General features: G+C 71.7%; 18 protein-coding genes. 9 read left to right on the top strand and 9 right to left on the bottom strand.

All coding sequences use genetic code 11. The features are described 5' to 3' along the window. Positions 1 to 28 precede the first annotated feature (28 nt). From E9228_RS11890 to E9228_RS11880, 3 genes are read right to left on the bottom strand one after another with little or no spacing between them, the layout of a single operon-like run. Complete coding sequence (locus E9228_RS11890) at positions 29 to 502, bottom strand: DUF4396 domain-containing protein (RefSeq protein ID WP_166780741.1); 474 nt, start codon at positions 500 to 502, stop codon at positions 29 to 31. Continuing rightward, the gene (locus tag E9228_RS11885) at positions 499 to 2,760 is read right to left on the bottom strand and encodes a heavy metal translocating P-type ATPase (protein WP_341849871.1); all 2,262 of its coding nucleotides are present in this window, start codon (positions 2,758 to 2,760) and stop codon (positions 499 to 501) included. The genes E9228_RS11890 and E9228_RS11885 overlap by 4 nt, the downstream gene beginning before the upstream one ends. 5 nt (positions 2,761 to 2,765) lie before the next feature. Next, positions 2,766 to 2,993 carry a heavy-metal-associated domain-containing protein gene (locus E9228_RS11880; RefSeq protein ID WP_166780740.1) on the bottom strand — a complete coding sequence of 76 codons (228 nt, stop codon included), beginning with the start codon at positions 2,991 to 2,993 and terminating at the stop codon, positions 2,766 to 2,768. 95 nt (positions 2,994 to 3,088) lie between these two features. Here E9228_RS11880 and E9228_RS11875 point away from each other — a divergent pair, with 95 nt between their 5' ends. Together E9228_RS11875 and E9228_RS11870 are read left to right on the top strand one after the other, a co-directional pair. After that, positions 3,089 to 3,400, top strand: a complete 312-nt coding sequence (locus E9228_RS11875) for a metal-sensitive transcriptional regulator (RefSeq protein WP_166780739.1) — start codon at positions 3,089 to 3,091, stop codon at positions 3,398 to 3,400. A gap of 116 nt (positions 3,401 to 3,516) precedes the next feature. Next, a complete protein-coding gene (locus tag E9228_RS11870) occupies positions 3,517 to 3,981 on the top strand; it encodes a DUF4383 domain-containing protein (RefSeq protein WP_166780738.1) in 465 nt (154 codons plus the stop codon). Positions 3,982 to 4,095: 114 nt separating this feature from the next. On the opposite strand, the gene E9228_RS11865 is transcribed toward E9228_RS11870, so the two are convergent. Further along, positions 4,096 to 4,452 (bottom strand): VOC family protein, encoded by a 357-nt coding sequence (locus tag E9228_RS11865; protein WP_166780737.1) that lies wholly within the window; start codon positions 4,450 to 4,452, stop codon positions 4,096 to 4,098. Positions 4,453 to 4,604: 152 nt separating this feature from the next. Between E9228_RS11865 and E9228_RS11860 the strand changes: the two genes are divergently transcribed. Then, complete coding sequence (locus tag E9228_RS11860) at positions 4,605 to 4,904, top strand: Dabb family protein (RefSeq protein ID WP_166780736.1); 300 nt, start codon at positions 4,605 to 4,607, stop codon at positions 4,902 to 4,904. Positions 4,905 to 4,996: 92 nt separating this feature from the next. Here the strand turns inward: E9228_RS11860 and E9228_RS11855 are convergent, their stop codons facing one another. From E9228_RS11855 to E9228_RS11840, 4 genes are all read right to left on the bottom strand, one after another. Further along, positions 4,997 to 5,308, bottom strand: a complete 312-nt coding sequence (locus E9228_RS11855; RefSeq protein WP_166780735.1) for a hypothetical protein — start codon at positions 5,306 to 5,308, stop codon at positions 4,997 to 4,999. Between the two features lie 160 nt (positions 5,309 to 5,468). Further along, a complete protein-coding gene (locus E9228_RS11850) occupies positions 5,469 to 5,930 on the bottom strand; it encodes a BLUF domain-containing protein (RefSeq protein ID WP_166780734.1) in 462 nt (153 codons plus the stop codon). Positions 5,931 to 6,053: 123 nt separating this feature from the next. Further along, complete coding sequence (locus E9228_RS11845) at positions 6,054 to 6,221, bottom strand: hypothetical protein (protein WP_166780733.1); 168 nt, start codon at positions 6,219 to 6,221, stop codon at positions 6,054 to 6,056. A 51-nt stretch (positions 6,222 to 6,272) separates the two neighbouring features. Beyond that, complete coding sequence (locus E9228_RS11840; protein WP_166780732.1) at positions 6,273 to 8,000, bottom strand: AMP-binding protein; 1,728 nt, start codon at positions 7,998 to 8,000, stop codon at positions 6,273 to 6,275. 156 nt (positions 8,001 to 8,156) lie between these two features. Between E9228_RS11840 and E9228_RS11835 the strand changes: the two genes are divergently transcribed. Further along, positions 8,157 to 9,152, top strand: coding sequence for an AraC family transcriptional regulator (locus tag E9228_RS11835; RefSeq protein WP_166780731.1), 996 nt, complete (start codon positions 8,157 to 8,159; stop codon positions 9,150 to 9,152). Positions 9,153 to 9,178: 26 nt separating this feature from the next. Here E9228_RS11835 and E9228_RS11830 read toward each other — a convergent pair whose 3' ends face one another. After that, complete coding sequence (locus E9228_RS11830) at positions 9,179 to 9,517, bottom strand: hypothetical protein (RefSeq protein ID WP_166780730.1); 339 nt, start codon at positions 9,515 to 9,517, stop codon at positions 9,179 to 9,181. 127 nt (positions 9,518 to 9,644) lie between these two features. Here E9228_RS11830 and msrA point away from each other — a divergent pair, with 127 nt between their 5' ends. From msrA to E9228_RS11805, 5 genes are all read left to right on the top strand, one after another. Then, positions 9,645 to 10,166, top strand: coding sequence for a peptide-methionine (S)-S-oxide reductase MsrA (gene msrA / locus E9228_RS11825; protein ID WP_166780729.1), 522 nt, complete (start codon positions 9,645 to 9,647; stop codon positions 10,164 to 10,166). Between the two features lie 121 nt (positions 10,167 to 10,287). Next, a complete protein-coding gene (gene mtnN / locus E9228_RS11820; protein ID WP_166780728.1) occupies positions 10,288 to 11,025 on the top strand; it encodes a 5'-methylthioadenosine/S-adenosylhomocysteine nucleosidase in 738 nt (245 codons plus the stop codon). A 116-nt stretch (positions 11,026 to 11,141) separates the two neighbouring features. Further along, positions 11,142 to 11,888: an SDR family NAD(P)-dependent oxidoreductase gene (locus E9228_RS11815; protein ID WP_166780727.1), complete on the top strand. Its 747-nt coding sequence runs from the start codon at positions 11,142 to 11,144 to the stop codon at positions 11,886 to 11,888. A gap of 107 nt (positions 11,889 to 11,995) precedes the next feature. Next, a complete protein-coding gene (locus E9228_RS11810) occupies positions 11,996 to 12,625 on the top strand; it encodes a TetR family transcriptional regulator C-terminal domain-containing protein (RefSeq protein ID WP_166780726.1) in 630 nt (209 codons plus the stop codon). Between the two features lie 181 nt (positions 12,626 to 12,806). Next, the gene (locus tag E9228_RS11805; RefSeq protein ID WP_166780725.1) at positions 12,807 to 13,877 is read left to right on the top strand and encodes a VOC family protein; all 1,071 of its coding nucleotides are present in this window, start codon (positions 12,807 to 12,809) and stop codon (positions 13,875 to 13,877) included. The last annotated feature ends 6 nt before the right edge of the window (positions 13,878 to 13,883 follow it).

The following is a 13,883-nucleotide window of genomic DNA, read 5'->3' as shown; positions in this document are numbered from 1 at the left end:
GTGCCCGGTGGTGCACCCGTCGGCGCGCTCAGTGGTGCGCGTGCACCTTCGCGTGGCCGAGCCCGCGGCGCATCAGCGCCCGGTTGACCGGGACCGTGACGACGAAGGCCAGGGCGAGGGACAGCGCCAGCGCTCCCCAGAACAGCCACTGGTCGAGCTGCGCGTCCATGGCTCCCGGGATCGCCACCACGACCGTGTTGTCGATGACCTCCATCACCGCGATCGAGACCGTGTCGGCGGCGAGCGCCACCCGGAGTGCCGCGCCGAGCGACAGGCCGGAGCGGAGCACCCCGCGCATGGTCAGGGCGTAGCCGAAGACGAACGCCAGCACGATCGACAGCACCACGGTGCCGGCGTTGTGCAGCCCGGTGGCGGTGCCGATGACCATGCCGAGGACCTCGCCGATCGCGCAGCCGGTCAGGCAGTGCAGGGTCGCCTGAGCCGCCGTCGACCACGTGGTCGTGCCGCTGTGCCCGCTCACGTCGCCGGTGTGCCCGCTCACCGTGCGCTCCCGTCGACGGAGCGGAAGCGGCGGAGGCGCAGGCTGTTCGTCAGCACGAAGACCGACGACAGCGCCATGGCGGCGCCGGCGATGACGGGGTTCATCAGGCCGGCCATCGCGAGCGGGATCGCCGCGACGTTGTACGCGAAGGCCCAGAACAGGTTCGTCCGGATGGTGCGGAGGGTGCGGCGTGACAGCCGGACGGCGTCCACCGCAGCCCGGAGGTCAGCACGGACCAGGGTGATGTCCGCGGCCTCGACGGCGGCGTCCGTGCCGGTGCCCATCGCGATGCCCAGGTCCGCTGCGGCGAGCGCGGCGGCGTCGTTCACCCCGTCGCCGACCATCGCGACGGTCCGACCGGCGGCCTGCAGTTCCGTGACGATGCGGTACTTGTCCTCGGGACGGACCCCGGCGGTGACACGGTCGATGCCCACCTCGGCGGCGACGCTGTTCGCGACCCCGGCGGCGTCCCCGGTCAGGAGCATGGTGTCGAGGCCGAGCTCCTGCAGGCGCCGGACGGCTTCGGCGGCCCCGGGTGCGACGGTGTCGGCGACGACGACGACTCCGCGGACCCGGCCCTCCCAGGCGACGGCGACCGTGGTCCGACCGGCGGTCTCGGCCTCGGTCGCCGCGGTGCTGAGGGACTCGGGCATGGTGACGGCCCACGCGTCGCGGAGCCAGACCGGACGACCGACCAGGACCAGCACGCCGTCGACGAGCGCCTGGACACCGAGTCCGGCGGTGGACGCGAACGACTCGGTGCGGGTGGCGGGGTCCGTGCCGGCGGGGTCCGTGCCCGCGGAGCCCACGGCACCGGCGGCGACGACCGCGCGGGCGATCGGGTGCTCCGACCCGGACTCGGCGGCGGCCGCGGCACGGAGGACGGCGTCAGCGTCCTCGCCGTCGGCGGACAGGACCGCGGTGACCCGCATGGTGCCGGTGGTGACCGTGCCGGTCTTGTCGAGCAGGACGGTGTCGATCCGGCGGGTGGCCTCCAGGACCTGGGGACCGCGGATGAGGATGCCGAGCTGCGACCCGCGGCCGGTCCCGACCAGGAGCGCGGTCGGGGTCGCGAGGCCGAGCGCGCAGGGGCAGGCGATCACCAGGGTGGCGACGGCGGCGGTCAGGGCCGCCTCGACGTCCCCGGTCAGCACGAGCCAGCCGACCAGGCTCAGGGCGGCCAGACCGAGCACGACCGGGACGAAGACGCCGGAGACCCGGTCGGCCAGGCGCTGGACGTCGGCCTTGCCGGTCTGCGCCTCGGTCACGAGCTTGCCGATCCGGGCGAGCTCGGTGTCCGCGCCGACGCGGACGGCCTCGACGGTGAGCAGGCCGCCGACGTTGACGGTCGCGCCGGTCACGGCGGTGCCGGGGCCGACCTCGACCGGGACGCTCTCCCCCGTCATGACGCTCGTGTCGACGGCGCTGGTGCCGTCGACGACCGTGCCGTCGGAGGCGATGCGCTCACCGGGCCGGACGACGAACCGGTCGCCGACACGGAGGGACGCGGCCGGGACCTCGACCTCCCGCCCGTCGCGGAGCACCCGGGCGGTGCTGGCGCCGAGGGCGAGCAGGGCACGGAGCGCGGCGCTCGACCGGGTCTTCGCGCGGCCCTCGGCGTACCGGCCGGCGAGCAGGAACACGGTCACGGCGGCCGCGACCTCGAGGTACGGCTCCGGGGCGGCCCCGCGGGGTGCGGTGAACGCGAAGGTCATGTGCATGTCGGGTCCGCCGGCGCCGCCGAACACGAGCGCCCAGACGGACCAGAGTCCGGCGGCCACGATGCCGAGGCTGACGAGGGTGTCCATCGTCGCGGTGCCGTGCCGGGCGTTCCGGGCGGCGGCGCCGTGGAAGGGCCAAGCGCCCCAGGTCGCCACCGGGGCGGCGAGCACGAGCGCGACCCACTGCCACCACGGGAACTGGAACGCCGGCACCATCGACAGTGCCACGACCGGGACCGCCAGGACGGTGGACACGACCAGACGTCGGCGGAGCGGCGCGAGGGCGTCCACGTCGGGCTGCTCGGGCTCGGGCCGGCGCGCGCTGTAGCCGGCCTGCTCGACGGTGGCGATGGCGTCGTCGACCGGGGTGCCGTCGGGCAGCGAGACCGTCGCCGTCTCGGTGGCGTAGTTCACGGTCGCCGAGACGCCGGGCATCCTGTTGAGCTTGCGTTCGATGCGGTTCGCGCACGAGGCGCACGTCATGCCCTCGATCGCGAGCTCGACCGGTGGAGCGGCGGCCGGGGTCGTCGTCGCCACCGGGGTCAGCGCTCCGCCAGGGTGTAGCCGGCCTCGTCGACCGCGGCGTCGACGGCCGTGTCGTCCAGCGGTCCGGTGCTCGTCACGGTCGCGGTGGAGCGGCCGCCGGCGACCAGGTCGACCTGCACGTCGGTGACGCCCGGCAGTTCCCGGAACGCTTCGTCGATGCTCATGACGCAGTGTTCGCACGTCATGCCGTCGATGGCGTAGGTCGCGGTCTGCTGGTCGGTCATCCGGTCCTCCTCGTGTCACCCGGTGGACGGGTACGATGCTGCATACCCGTGGGGGGTACCCCTACCGTAACGCCGACGACGAGGATCTGTTCCCGATGAGCGAAGAACCAGCGGAGACCGAGCACCACCACGGCTACATCTCCGCGAAGGACGACTACCGCAAGCGCCTGCGCCGGATCGAGGGCCAGGCCCGTGGGCTGCAGCGCATGGTCGAGGACGAGGAGTACTGCATCGACATCCTCACCCAGGTGTCCGCGATGACGAAGGCCCTGCAGGCGGTGTCGATGGGGCTGCTCGAGGACCACCTGCGCCACTGCGTCACCGATGCGGTCGCCCGGGGCGGCGACGAGGCCGAGGCGAAGATCCAGGAAGCCACATTGGCCATCAAACGCCTCGTCCGGTCCTGACACCCCGCGCTCGTGTACTGCTGGGTTCTCCCACCAAACCGACTGCTGGTCCACTCCGAATGTCCTGCGAGGCGCATGGCAACCGACCGCGTCGACTCCTGACGAAGGGTTTCTTCATGACCGCGAACGCATCGACCCGCTCTGACTACGGTTACGGCCGGACGCTCACCCAGAAGGGCGCGCTGCTCTTCGGCGTCGTCTTCATCATCGTCGGCATCGCCGGCTTCATCCCCGGCCTGACGATGGACATGGGCACCATGTCCGTCGGCGGCAACGACTCGATGGCCAAGCTGCTCGGCATCTTCCAGGTGTCCGTCCTGCACAACATCGTCCACCTGCTGTTCGGTATCGTCGGCCTGCTCGCCGCCCGCTCGCACGGCTTCGCCCGCCAGTACCTGCTCGTCGGCGGCATCGTCTACGCCGTGCTCTTCATCTACGGCCTCTTCACCGCCGGCATGTCCAGCGCCGCGAACTTCGTGCCGCTGAACGTCGCCGACAACGTGCTGCACCTGGTCCTCGCCGTCGCGATGATCCTGCTCGGCATCGTCCTGCCGCGCGCCGGGGCCCGCACCGCCCGCTGAACGCGGTGACGGTCCGCGCACCGCGCTGACGACGAACGGGAGGCCCGTGACCAGATGGTCACGGGCCTCCCGTCATGCGGTCCGACCGTGCGACGTCGCACGGTGTGACCGTCGTCAGCCCTGCGGCGGCGAGTACAGCTGCAGGTCGTTGCCCTCGGAGTCCTTGAAGGGGATGATCTTGCCCCACGGGTGCTCGCTGATCTCGCCCTGGATGTCCGCACCGCGCTCCTTGAGCGAAGCGACCTCGTCCTCGATGCTGCCGTCCGGCTGGAACGAGACGACCGCGCCGCCGTCGCTCGACTGGCTGGCGGACTCGCGTCCGTTGAGGCCGATCATCAGACCGCCGGCGTCGATCTCGCTCCAGTCCTCGGACTGGTCCTGCACCGTGAGACCGAGCGTGTCGCGGTAGAACGCGACGGCGCGCTCCATGTCGCTGACCGGGACCCAGACTGCTGCGACTCCACTTGCCATGGTGTTTCCTCTCGTCGTGGTGTGCCCTGGACGCTAGGCCGCCAGGTGTCCGCGACGACCCAGCCCCGGGCGGGTTCGGGGTACGTCCAGCACGGCGGCGGAGGCTCGGGTGGTCGCCCGCCGTCAGTGCGGGACGTGACGGGAGGACGACCATGACCGAGATCGTGCACGTGGTGCTCGTGGACTGGGACGGCGAGGACGGCACGGCGCCGGAACGCGCGAGCGCCCTCGTCGCAGAACACCTGCCGACCATCGACGGCGTCGTGTCCGTCGCCTCGGGACCGAGCGTCAGCCCCGAGGGACTGGAGGGCGGCTTCGACTGGGCGCTCGTCGTCCGCTTCCGCGACGCCGCCGCCCGGGACGCCTACCTGCCACACCCGGCGCACCAGCCGGTGGCGGACCACATCGGGGCGCGGAGCGCGCGGGTGGTCGTCTTCGACGTCGCGGGCTGAGCCGACTGACGGGGTGCGCCTCGTCATCGCCGGAGGAGGCCGCCCAGTCGTGGCCTGCGGAGGGAACCGCTCAGTGACGTCGAGTCGGGTGTTCAGCTCTGGCGGCGACGGGCACTGACCAGAGCGACGAGGAGGACGGCGATGACCGATGCGCCGACCGCGTTGACGATCCGGGTACGGCGCTTGTAGCGCTGCTGGATTTGGTCAGAGGCTTCGAGTGCGACGATCGCCGTCGTCTCCGCGACGTCACGGCCGGCGTCAGCCACGGCGTGGACGACACCCTCCGCCTTGCCGGCGAGACCGTGCAGAGCGTCCTTCCCCTCGGCCGGGAGCACCGTGTTCTGATCGATGGCGTCGTGCAGCTTCTTCGCAGCCGCCGCGATGAAGTCGTCGGTGTCACTCATGGCAGCATCTCCCTCGAGGCGAGCCCCGTGCGCGCCAGAGTGTGACGTTACCAGCGCACCACACCTTCCTCAGGGGGCCGGGTGCCGCTGCGGTGCCGTCCGCCGGTGCGGGAGGCGCGTTGCGGGGTCGCCACGTGCCTCCCGTCCGTCTGCGATCCGGTCAGCCGGCGGTGCGGAACCGATCCGGTCGCGTCTGGAACCAACGGATCAGCTCACGGAGCGCCGGTGAGGCGTTCGACGGCACGGCGTCCGGTGCCGGCGTCTCGGTCGAGATCGACTCGACGTCGTCGAACGTGGAGCGGTAGCCGGGCACGTCCGCCAGGTCGGTCTCGGAGGTCGGCGCGAAGGCCATGGTCCACTGGGGGAACTGCCGCTCCTCGATGACGTCCTCGAGCAGCATCGTCACCTTCGTGTGCCGCGGGTCGGTCTTGATCGTGGCCATCTTGGCGCGCACCGCGGCGTCCGGGCCCTCGAGCAGCTGCAGGAAGTAGCCGTTCCGGAAGAGCAGCATCCCGGTCACGTCGTTCCGCTCGTTGGCGGTGCGACTCTGCGAGAGCAGGCTGGCGAGGTCGGCGTCGTCGAACGAGTCCGTCGCGACGCTGGAGTAGATCAGCGACAGCATCAGGGGCACCGCTTCCGGTCGGGGAGGCCCGACACACCCGCGGAGGACGGATGAGGAACCGGATGCCAGCGAACTCCGGCGCGGCTGGGAGCAGGGGGCCACTGTCCGCTGGAGGGCGGTGGGTCAGCTCTGCTCGGGCTCCGCCGGCTCGCCGCCGGAGTCCACGTCGCTGTCCTGCTCGGGGTCCTGGGTGGCGTTCCCCGAGGCGGACCCGTCAGGGAGCTCCTCGGTGCGTCGCGCCTCCGCGTCGCTCACGTCGTCCGGGCCGGTTCCGTTCGGTGCATCAGTCATGGTCCGGACGGTACGCCGGACCGATGGACGCCCGGTCAGCCCTCGACCCGGTCAGTCCTCGCGTCGGCCGGTCCGCAGCCCGTCGAACTGGTCGTCCCGCCACTCGCCGGCGACCGGCGGACCACCGGCGGCCTCCTGCTCGCGGGCGCGGAGTTCGACCCGGCGGATCTTGCCCGACACCGTCTTCGGCAGCGCGCCGAACTCGAGCCGGCGGACGCGCTGCCAGGCCGGCATCGCCGTGCGGGCGTGGGCCAGGATGCTCCGCGCTGTCTCGGCGCTCGGCTCCCACCCCGCGGCGAGCGTGACGTACGCCTTGACGACGTTGAGCCGAGACTCGTGGGGTGCCGGCACGACCGCGGACTCGGCGACGGCGGGGTGCTGGAGCAGGGCGCTCTCCACCTCGAACGGCGACACCTTGTAGTCGGACGACTTGAAGACGTCGTCGGTGCGGCCGACGAAGGTCAGCGAGCCGTCCTCGTGCCGGGTCGCGACGTCGCCGGTGTGGAAGTACCCGCCGCGCAGCGCGTCGTCGGTCCGCTCCGGGGCGTCGAGGTAGCCGGCCATCAGGTTGACGGGCCGGGTCGTCAGGTCGAGACAGACCTCACCCTCGGGGACGCCCGGCTCGCCCGTGACCGGATCGAGGAGCTCGATCGCGATGCCGGGCAGACCGTGGCCCATCGCACCGGGACGGACGGTGTCGCCCGGGGCGTTGCCGACGATCGCGGTGGTCTCGGTCTGGCCGTAGCCGTCACGGATGGTCCTGCCCCAGGCTTCCTCGACCAGGCGGATCACCTCGGGGTTGAGGGGCTCCCCGGCGGACACGACCTCGCGGAGCGCCCGCGGACGGGCACCGAGGTCGGCCTGGATGAGCAGACGCCACACGGTCGGCGGCGCACAGAACGAGGTGACCTCGGCGCGCTCGAGCTGGTGCAGCAGGGCGGCCGGGTCGAAGCGCTCCTGGTTGTACACGAAGACGGTGGCCTCGGCGATCCACGGCGCGAAGAAGCAGCTCCACGCGTGCTTGCCCCAGCCCGGCGAGCTGATCGCCAGGTGCACGTCGCCCGGCTGCAGGCCGATCCAGTACATCGTCGTGAGGTGCCCGACCGGGTACGAGGTCTGCGTGTGCACGACCATCTTCGGCTTGTCGGTCGTCCCCGACGTGAAGTACACCAGGCACGGGTCGTCGGCCGCGGTCACGACCTCCGGGCGCCACTCGTCAGCGGGGGCGGGCTCGCCGAGGTCGTCCGGGTAGGTCGTCCAGCCGTCGGCGCTGCCACCCACGACGATGCGCGTGAAGTCCCCGGTGACGTCGGCGTACTTCGGGGTCTCGCGGAGCGTCGTGACCACGTGCGCCACCCGTCCGCGGTCGATCCGGTCCTGCAGGTCCGCGGCGCCGAGCATGGTCGAGGTCGGCAGGATCACGGCGCCGACCTTCATCACCGCGAGCATCGACTCCCAGAGCTCGAGCTGGTTGTCGAGCATGAGCAGGACGTGGTCGCCCTTGCCGACGCCCAGGTCGTGCAGCCGCGCCGCCAGTCGGTCCGACCGGGCGGACATCGCGGCGTAGGTGGTGTGCGACTCGCGGCCGTCCTCCTCGACGATCACGAGCGCGTCGCGGTCGTTGTCCTGTGCGATGACGTCGAACCAGTCGATCGCCCAGTTGAAGGTCTCGCCGACGTCGGGCCAGCGGAAGTCCCGTCGGGCCGCGGCGCTGTCGGAGCGGGCGTGCAGCAGGACGTCTCGGGCGGCGCGGAAGGCGGTGGCGGGTTCGGTGCGCATCCTCTGACCTTGCCCCATCCCGCCCGGGATGCCCAGCAGGACACAGTCATTAGCGCATCCAGACGTCGTGAGTCAACCCCTCGCGGAGAGACCGACGTCATCCGTACGGTCTCCGATGGTGCGTCCTGTCTGCGCGCCCGGACGGGAAGGACACGGATGACCACGATCGACGAGACCGCGTCCGACCGTGGCGCCGCAGTGGACGACCGCAGCACCGTCCGCCTCGAGGCGACCGGTGGGTCGCCCGACGCCGCCGTCGTGGACCTCAGCGGCTTCTACGCGGGTCGACACTGGTCGGCGCACAGCACCGGCCGGCCCTTCTCGTACCGCTACACCGCTGTCGGCGACGCGGACGTCACCCTCCGACGGTCGCAGATCTCGGGCTCCATCCGCGGGCTGATCCCGGCGTCCGAGGACTACATCGTGCAGTGGCTGACCGCCGGCGACGGGATCCCCGACGTCGTCCACGACCGCGTGCCGATGGTCGGCGACGTCCCGATGCTCTTCCCGACCGCCCGCGACTTCGTCTTCGAGTACCAGGACTACGACCAGCGCGTGGTGCACATGTCCCGCCGACTGGTGCACGAGGTCGCCGACGAGCTGTTCCACACCGGACAGGTCCCCGACCTCGGCATCGACCACCTGCGCACCCTCGACGCCGCCGCGGTGACGCAGTGGCGGGGCAGCCTGTCGCTGCTCTCCCGCGAGCTCCGCGTCGGTGGCGTGGAGGGCCTCCTGTGGCACACCCTCACCCGCGGGACCGCAGCGGCGTTCCTCCGGATGTACCCGCCGACCGTCACCGCGCTGCCGCCCGCCGTGCTCCTGCCCCGTCGGGCGCGGCTGCGGGCTGCGGTCGAGTTCGTGCACGAACACGTCGCCGAGCCCCTCAACGTCTCGGACGTCGCCCGTGCCGCGGGGCTCAGCGTCCGCGCCACCCAGGAGGCGTTCCAGCGCCACGTCGGCATGACCCCGCTCCGCTACCTGCAGCACGTGCGCCTCGAACGGGTGCGCCACGAACTGCTGCAGACCGACCCGACGACCGGGTCGGTGCAGGCGATCGCCCGGGCGTGGGGGTTCGCGCACCTCGGCCGGTTCTCGGCGGCCTACCGGAACGCGTACGGCGAGTACCCGCGGAACACCCTGCGGCGTTGACGGCTCGCCTCAGCTGACGGCTCGCCTCAGTCGAAGTCGCCGAGTCCCCCGGCCTGGGCGTCCGGGTCTTCGTGCACCGGCCGTACGGGCCCGGCCAGCACGGCCAGCCGTCGCACGTGCTCGATGAACGCCGCGTCGTCGACATCGTCGCCGCGGCCGTCGTCGACCGCGCTGCTCAGCGTGATCAGACTGGCCGGACCGAGCAGCAGCGTCTCGACGCCGGGGCGTCCGTGGTCGTCGAAGGTCGGCACGTCGACGGTGTCGGTCTTCCGGTTCGCCCCGAGCACGGCGGCGTACCGGATGACGGCGTCAGCGGCGCCGTCGGTGGTCCGGATCGCCCGGCTGGCGTAGTGGATGTCCTTCACCGCCCCAGTGAACGCACCGTCGGATGCGCTGGGTCCCAGGCTCGCGGATCGTCGCGGAACACGCAGGGGCTCCTCGGTGTTGCACCCGGTACTGTCGCAGCCAGCGTCACGAACCACGGAGGTACCGATGACCACCACCGAGACCGCGATCCTCGCCGGCGGATGTTTCTGGGGAGCACAGCAGCTGCTCCGCCGACGCCCGGGCGTCATCAGCACACGCGTCGGGTACTCCGGCGGCGACGTCCCGAACGCCACCTACCGCAACCACGGCACGCACGCCGAGGCCGTCGAGATCGTCTTCGACCCCACGGTGATCTCGTACCGCGAGCTCCTCGAGTTCTTCTTCCAGATCCACGACCCGTCCACCAAGGACCGGCAGGGCAACGACGTGGGCGTGAGCTACCGTTCGGCGATCTTCTTCGCCTCGGACGAGCAGCGTGACGTCGCGCTCGACACCATCGCGGACGTCGACGCCTCCGGTATCTGGCCGGGCAAGGTCGTCACCGAGGTCGCCCCGGTCGGCCCGTTCTGGGAGGCCGAGGAAGAGCACCAGGACTACCTCGAGAAGGACCCCTACGGGTACACGTGCCACTTCGTGCGCCCGAACTGGGTGCTCCCGAAGCGGAGCGAGACGGCCGCCACGGCCTGACGCCCAGCGCGAGCAGAGACGAGACGGGAGGCCCGGTACCAGCTGGTACCGGGCCTCCCGTCTCGTCGTCGGGTCCGGCCCGACACCGGGGCGAAGCACTCCCCTGTGGGAGGATCGTCCGGTGGATTCCCCTGGACGACCCGTCGCCGTCGTCATCGCCGCGATGAGCGAAGAAGTCGCGGCGTTCACGGACCTGATCGGCGGCGAGCCGGTCCTCCACGGTCCGACCGGCGGCCACGACGAGCACCACCTGCTCGACGTCGGCGGTTCCACGGTCGCCGTCCGCCGGAGCGGGATCGGCTTCACCAACGCCACCGCTGCCGTCGCGCACGCCTTCCACGACTTCGGCTCGGGCATCCCGGTCATCAGCGTCGGGACCGCCGGCGGTCTCGCACGGGAGGTCCAGCTCGGCGACGTCGTCATCGGCGACTGGTACGTCAACCTCAACGCCGACGCGACGGCCTTCGGCTACGCGCTCGGCCAGGTGCCGGGCATGCCCGCCGGGTTCACCGGTGACACCGACCTGGTCCGCCGGGCGCGCGCCGTCCAGACCGCTGACGTGGTCCGTCTGGCGCCGATCGGGTCGAGCGAGGTCTTCGTCACCGAGGGCCGCGCCCGTGACCTCCGTCGGGCCTTCCCGTCGGTCGCCGCGGTCGACATGGAGTCGGCGGCGATCGCCCAGTTCGCGCACGTCCACGCGATGCCGTTCGTGTCGGTCCGGGGCATCAGCGACCTGTGCGCGCCGGACGGCGACGAGTTCCGGCAGCACCTCGACGACGCGGCCGCACGTGCTGCCCGGGTCGTGCACGGGCTCGTCGTGGGTCTGGCGTCCGGGACGGATCCGCTGCCGGCTGTGTGAGCGGCGTGCGTCGCCCGACCACGGGTCGGCGCTCGGTCCTGCCTTCGTTCTTGACTGATCGGTCTAGCAAGCGTACGTTCGAGACCAATCAGTCCACTACGCGAACGGAGCACATCATGGACGCAGTACTCACCGGCAAGACCGCACTCGTGACCGGCGGGACGTCGGGCATCGGCAAGGCGGTCGTCCGCCGCTTCGTCGACGAAGGCGCGCACGTCGTCGTCACCGGCCGCCGGCAGCCGCAGCTCGACGCCGTCCGGGCCGAGTTCGGCGACGCCGTGACCGCGGTCCGCGCCGACGCCTCCGACCCGGCCGACGTGCAGGCGCTCTTCGCCGCCGTCGCAGCCCGCGGCACCGGACTCGACGCCGTGCACGTCAACGCCGGCCTGGGCGAGTTCAAGCCGCTCGCCGAGGTGACCGCCGAGGACATCGACATCGCCTTCGCGACGAACGTGCGTGGGACCACCCTGACGATCCAGGGCGCCCTGCCCCTGCTGAACGAGGGCGCTGCGATCGTCGTCACCGGCTCGACGGCGGCATCCGGCACCGAGCGCGACTTCGGCCTCTACGGCGGCTCGAAGGCGGCACTGGCGGCGCTGACACGGACCTGGGCGGCCGACCTGGCGCCCCGGGGGATCCGCATCAACACGATCGTCCCCGGTCCGACCGAGACCCCGGGCCTCCGGGGCCTCGCGCAGAGCGACGCCGACGCGCTCCTCGCACAGATGGCCGCAGGTGTCGCGCTCGGCCGGCTGCTCCAGCCCGAGGAGATCGCCGCCGCCGTGCTGTTCCTGGTCTCCGACCAGAGCTCGGGCATGACCGGCAGCGAGGTCCTCGTCGACGGCGGCGCCTCGATCGTCTGACCCCAGACCGCCGCGGGACCCGGGAGAGCGGTGCACCGCTGGACCGGGTGTCGACCGGCTGCGCCAAGATGGGCACGACAGCCCCGCACCAGACCAGGAGGACGACCGTGCCGAGACCCCGGACGTTCGACGAAGCGGACGTCGTCGCCCGTGCCCGGAAGGCGTTCGCCGAGACGGGCTACGCCGGGACGTCGCTCGACACCCTGCTCGAGGCGACCGGCCTGGCGCGACAGAGCCTGTACAACGCCTTCGGCGGCAAGAAGGAACTGTTCATGCGGGCGTTCCTGAGCGACGCCGCCGAAGCAGTCGACGCCGTCGAGTCGATCCGGCACGGTTCGGACAGCCCGATCGGCAGGATCCGGGCACAGCTGGTGAAGGTCGCCGTCGAGCACGGAGCGTCCCAGTCGCCCCCGTCCCTCTTCACCAAGGCCGCCGTCGAACTGGCGACGCAGGACCCCGAGGTCGCCGCCACGGTCGCCGCGTCGTTCGACGCCATGCGAGATCACTACGCCGCCTGCATCGCCGACGCCCAGGCCGCCGGCGAAATCGACGACACGGCCGACGCGGCGTCGTTGGGGGCGTACTTCTGCGCCGTCATCGAGGGCATGTCCACCCTCGGCGGGTCCGGGGTCTCCCGCGCGGCGCTGCTCGGCGTCGGGCTGACCAGCCTCACGGCGGTCCCGATCACCGATCTGGGACGCGAGCACCTCGGCACGGCGGACGGCGACTGGTCCTGACGCCGGCCGGGCACCGCGCGGACCGCGCGGACCGCGCCTCACGTGCCTCCTGTCGGAGCTGGCGTCGGTGCCCTATCGTCCGAGAGGAGCGGCGCCGAGCCCGTCGCGGGAGGAACCCTCGCATGCCAGACGCACCATCGATCACGCTCGACGTCGAGTACGGACGGGTGGCCGCGCTCTCGTGACGACGAGCACGGACCGTTTCGCGACCGGCGGCGTGGGCAACGTCTTCTTCTTCGTGGACGACCTCGAGGCCGCGGTCACGTGGTACTCGGCGCGGCTCGGGCGCGACCCGGTGACACGGGGCGGGGCGCTGGTCGCGTTCGACCTGAACGGCACGACACTGACGCTGCACCAGCAGGACGACCTGAACTCGCCCGGTCCCGCAGGGACGAGCCCGTACTGGACGGTCGAGGACGTCGACGCCGTCGTCGACGACTGGACGAGCAACGGCGCCACCGTGCACCGCGGGCCGAAGACCGTGTTCACCGGTGAACGCCTCTGCCAGCTCCTCGACCCGTTCGGCAACCTCTTCTCCGTGCGCCAGGTGACCGCGGGACACGACCCGGCACCACCATCCGGGACGTCGGCGGTCACGGCGCCCCACACGCTCACCGCCGACGAAGCGGTCCAGGCGCTCCCGGACAGGGCGTCGGCGTTCTACAGCGCGCTCCAGAACGAGCACTTCGTCCTGGAATCGGCACGCAGCATCACCGTCAGCGAGTCCAGCAGCCGTGCGTCGCTGTACCTCACGACGCTCTCCAGCGCACTCGTCGCCTTCGGGTTCCTCGCGCGGACCGACTACGCGCTCGCGTTCCTGACGGTCATCATCCCGGTCGTGTTCCTGCTCGGGCTCTTCACCTACGAACGGCTCCTCGAGACCTCCCTCGAGGACGTCGCCGCTCTCGAGTCCATCCAGCGGATCCGCGGTGTGTACGCGACGCTCCTGCCCGGAGCGGGCAGGTACTTCCCCCGCCCGTCCGGACCCCACGGACCGAACGAGATGCTGCCCATCGGACGGCGGGCGTCGTGGATCGGCGTGTTCTTCACGACGGCGACCGCCATCGCGACCGTGAACTCCATCGTGGCCGGCGCCGGCGTCGCCATCATCACCGTGCAGGTCCTCGATGAGCCCGCACCCTCGATCGTGATCGGCCTCGGCACAGCGGCGTTCCTCGCGCTGCTCCACGGGCTCTACCAGGAGTACCGATACGCGTCACTGCGCACGTTCCTGCAGGATGGCCGCGGCTGACGGTAC

The sequence above is a fragment of the Curtobacterium salicis genome (genome assembly GCF_011759505.1).
Taxonomy (GTDB): Bacteria; Actinomycetota; Actinomycetes; order Actinomycetales; family Microbacteriaceae; genus Curtobacterium; species Curtobacterium salicis.
Note: the sequence above shows the minus strand (reverse complement) of the source record. Positions and strands in the feature narration are given on the sequence as shown.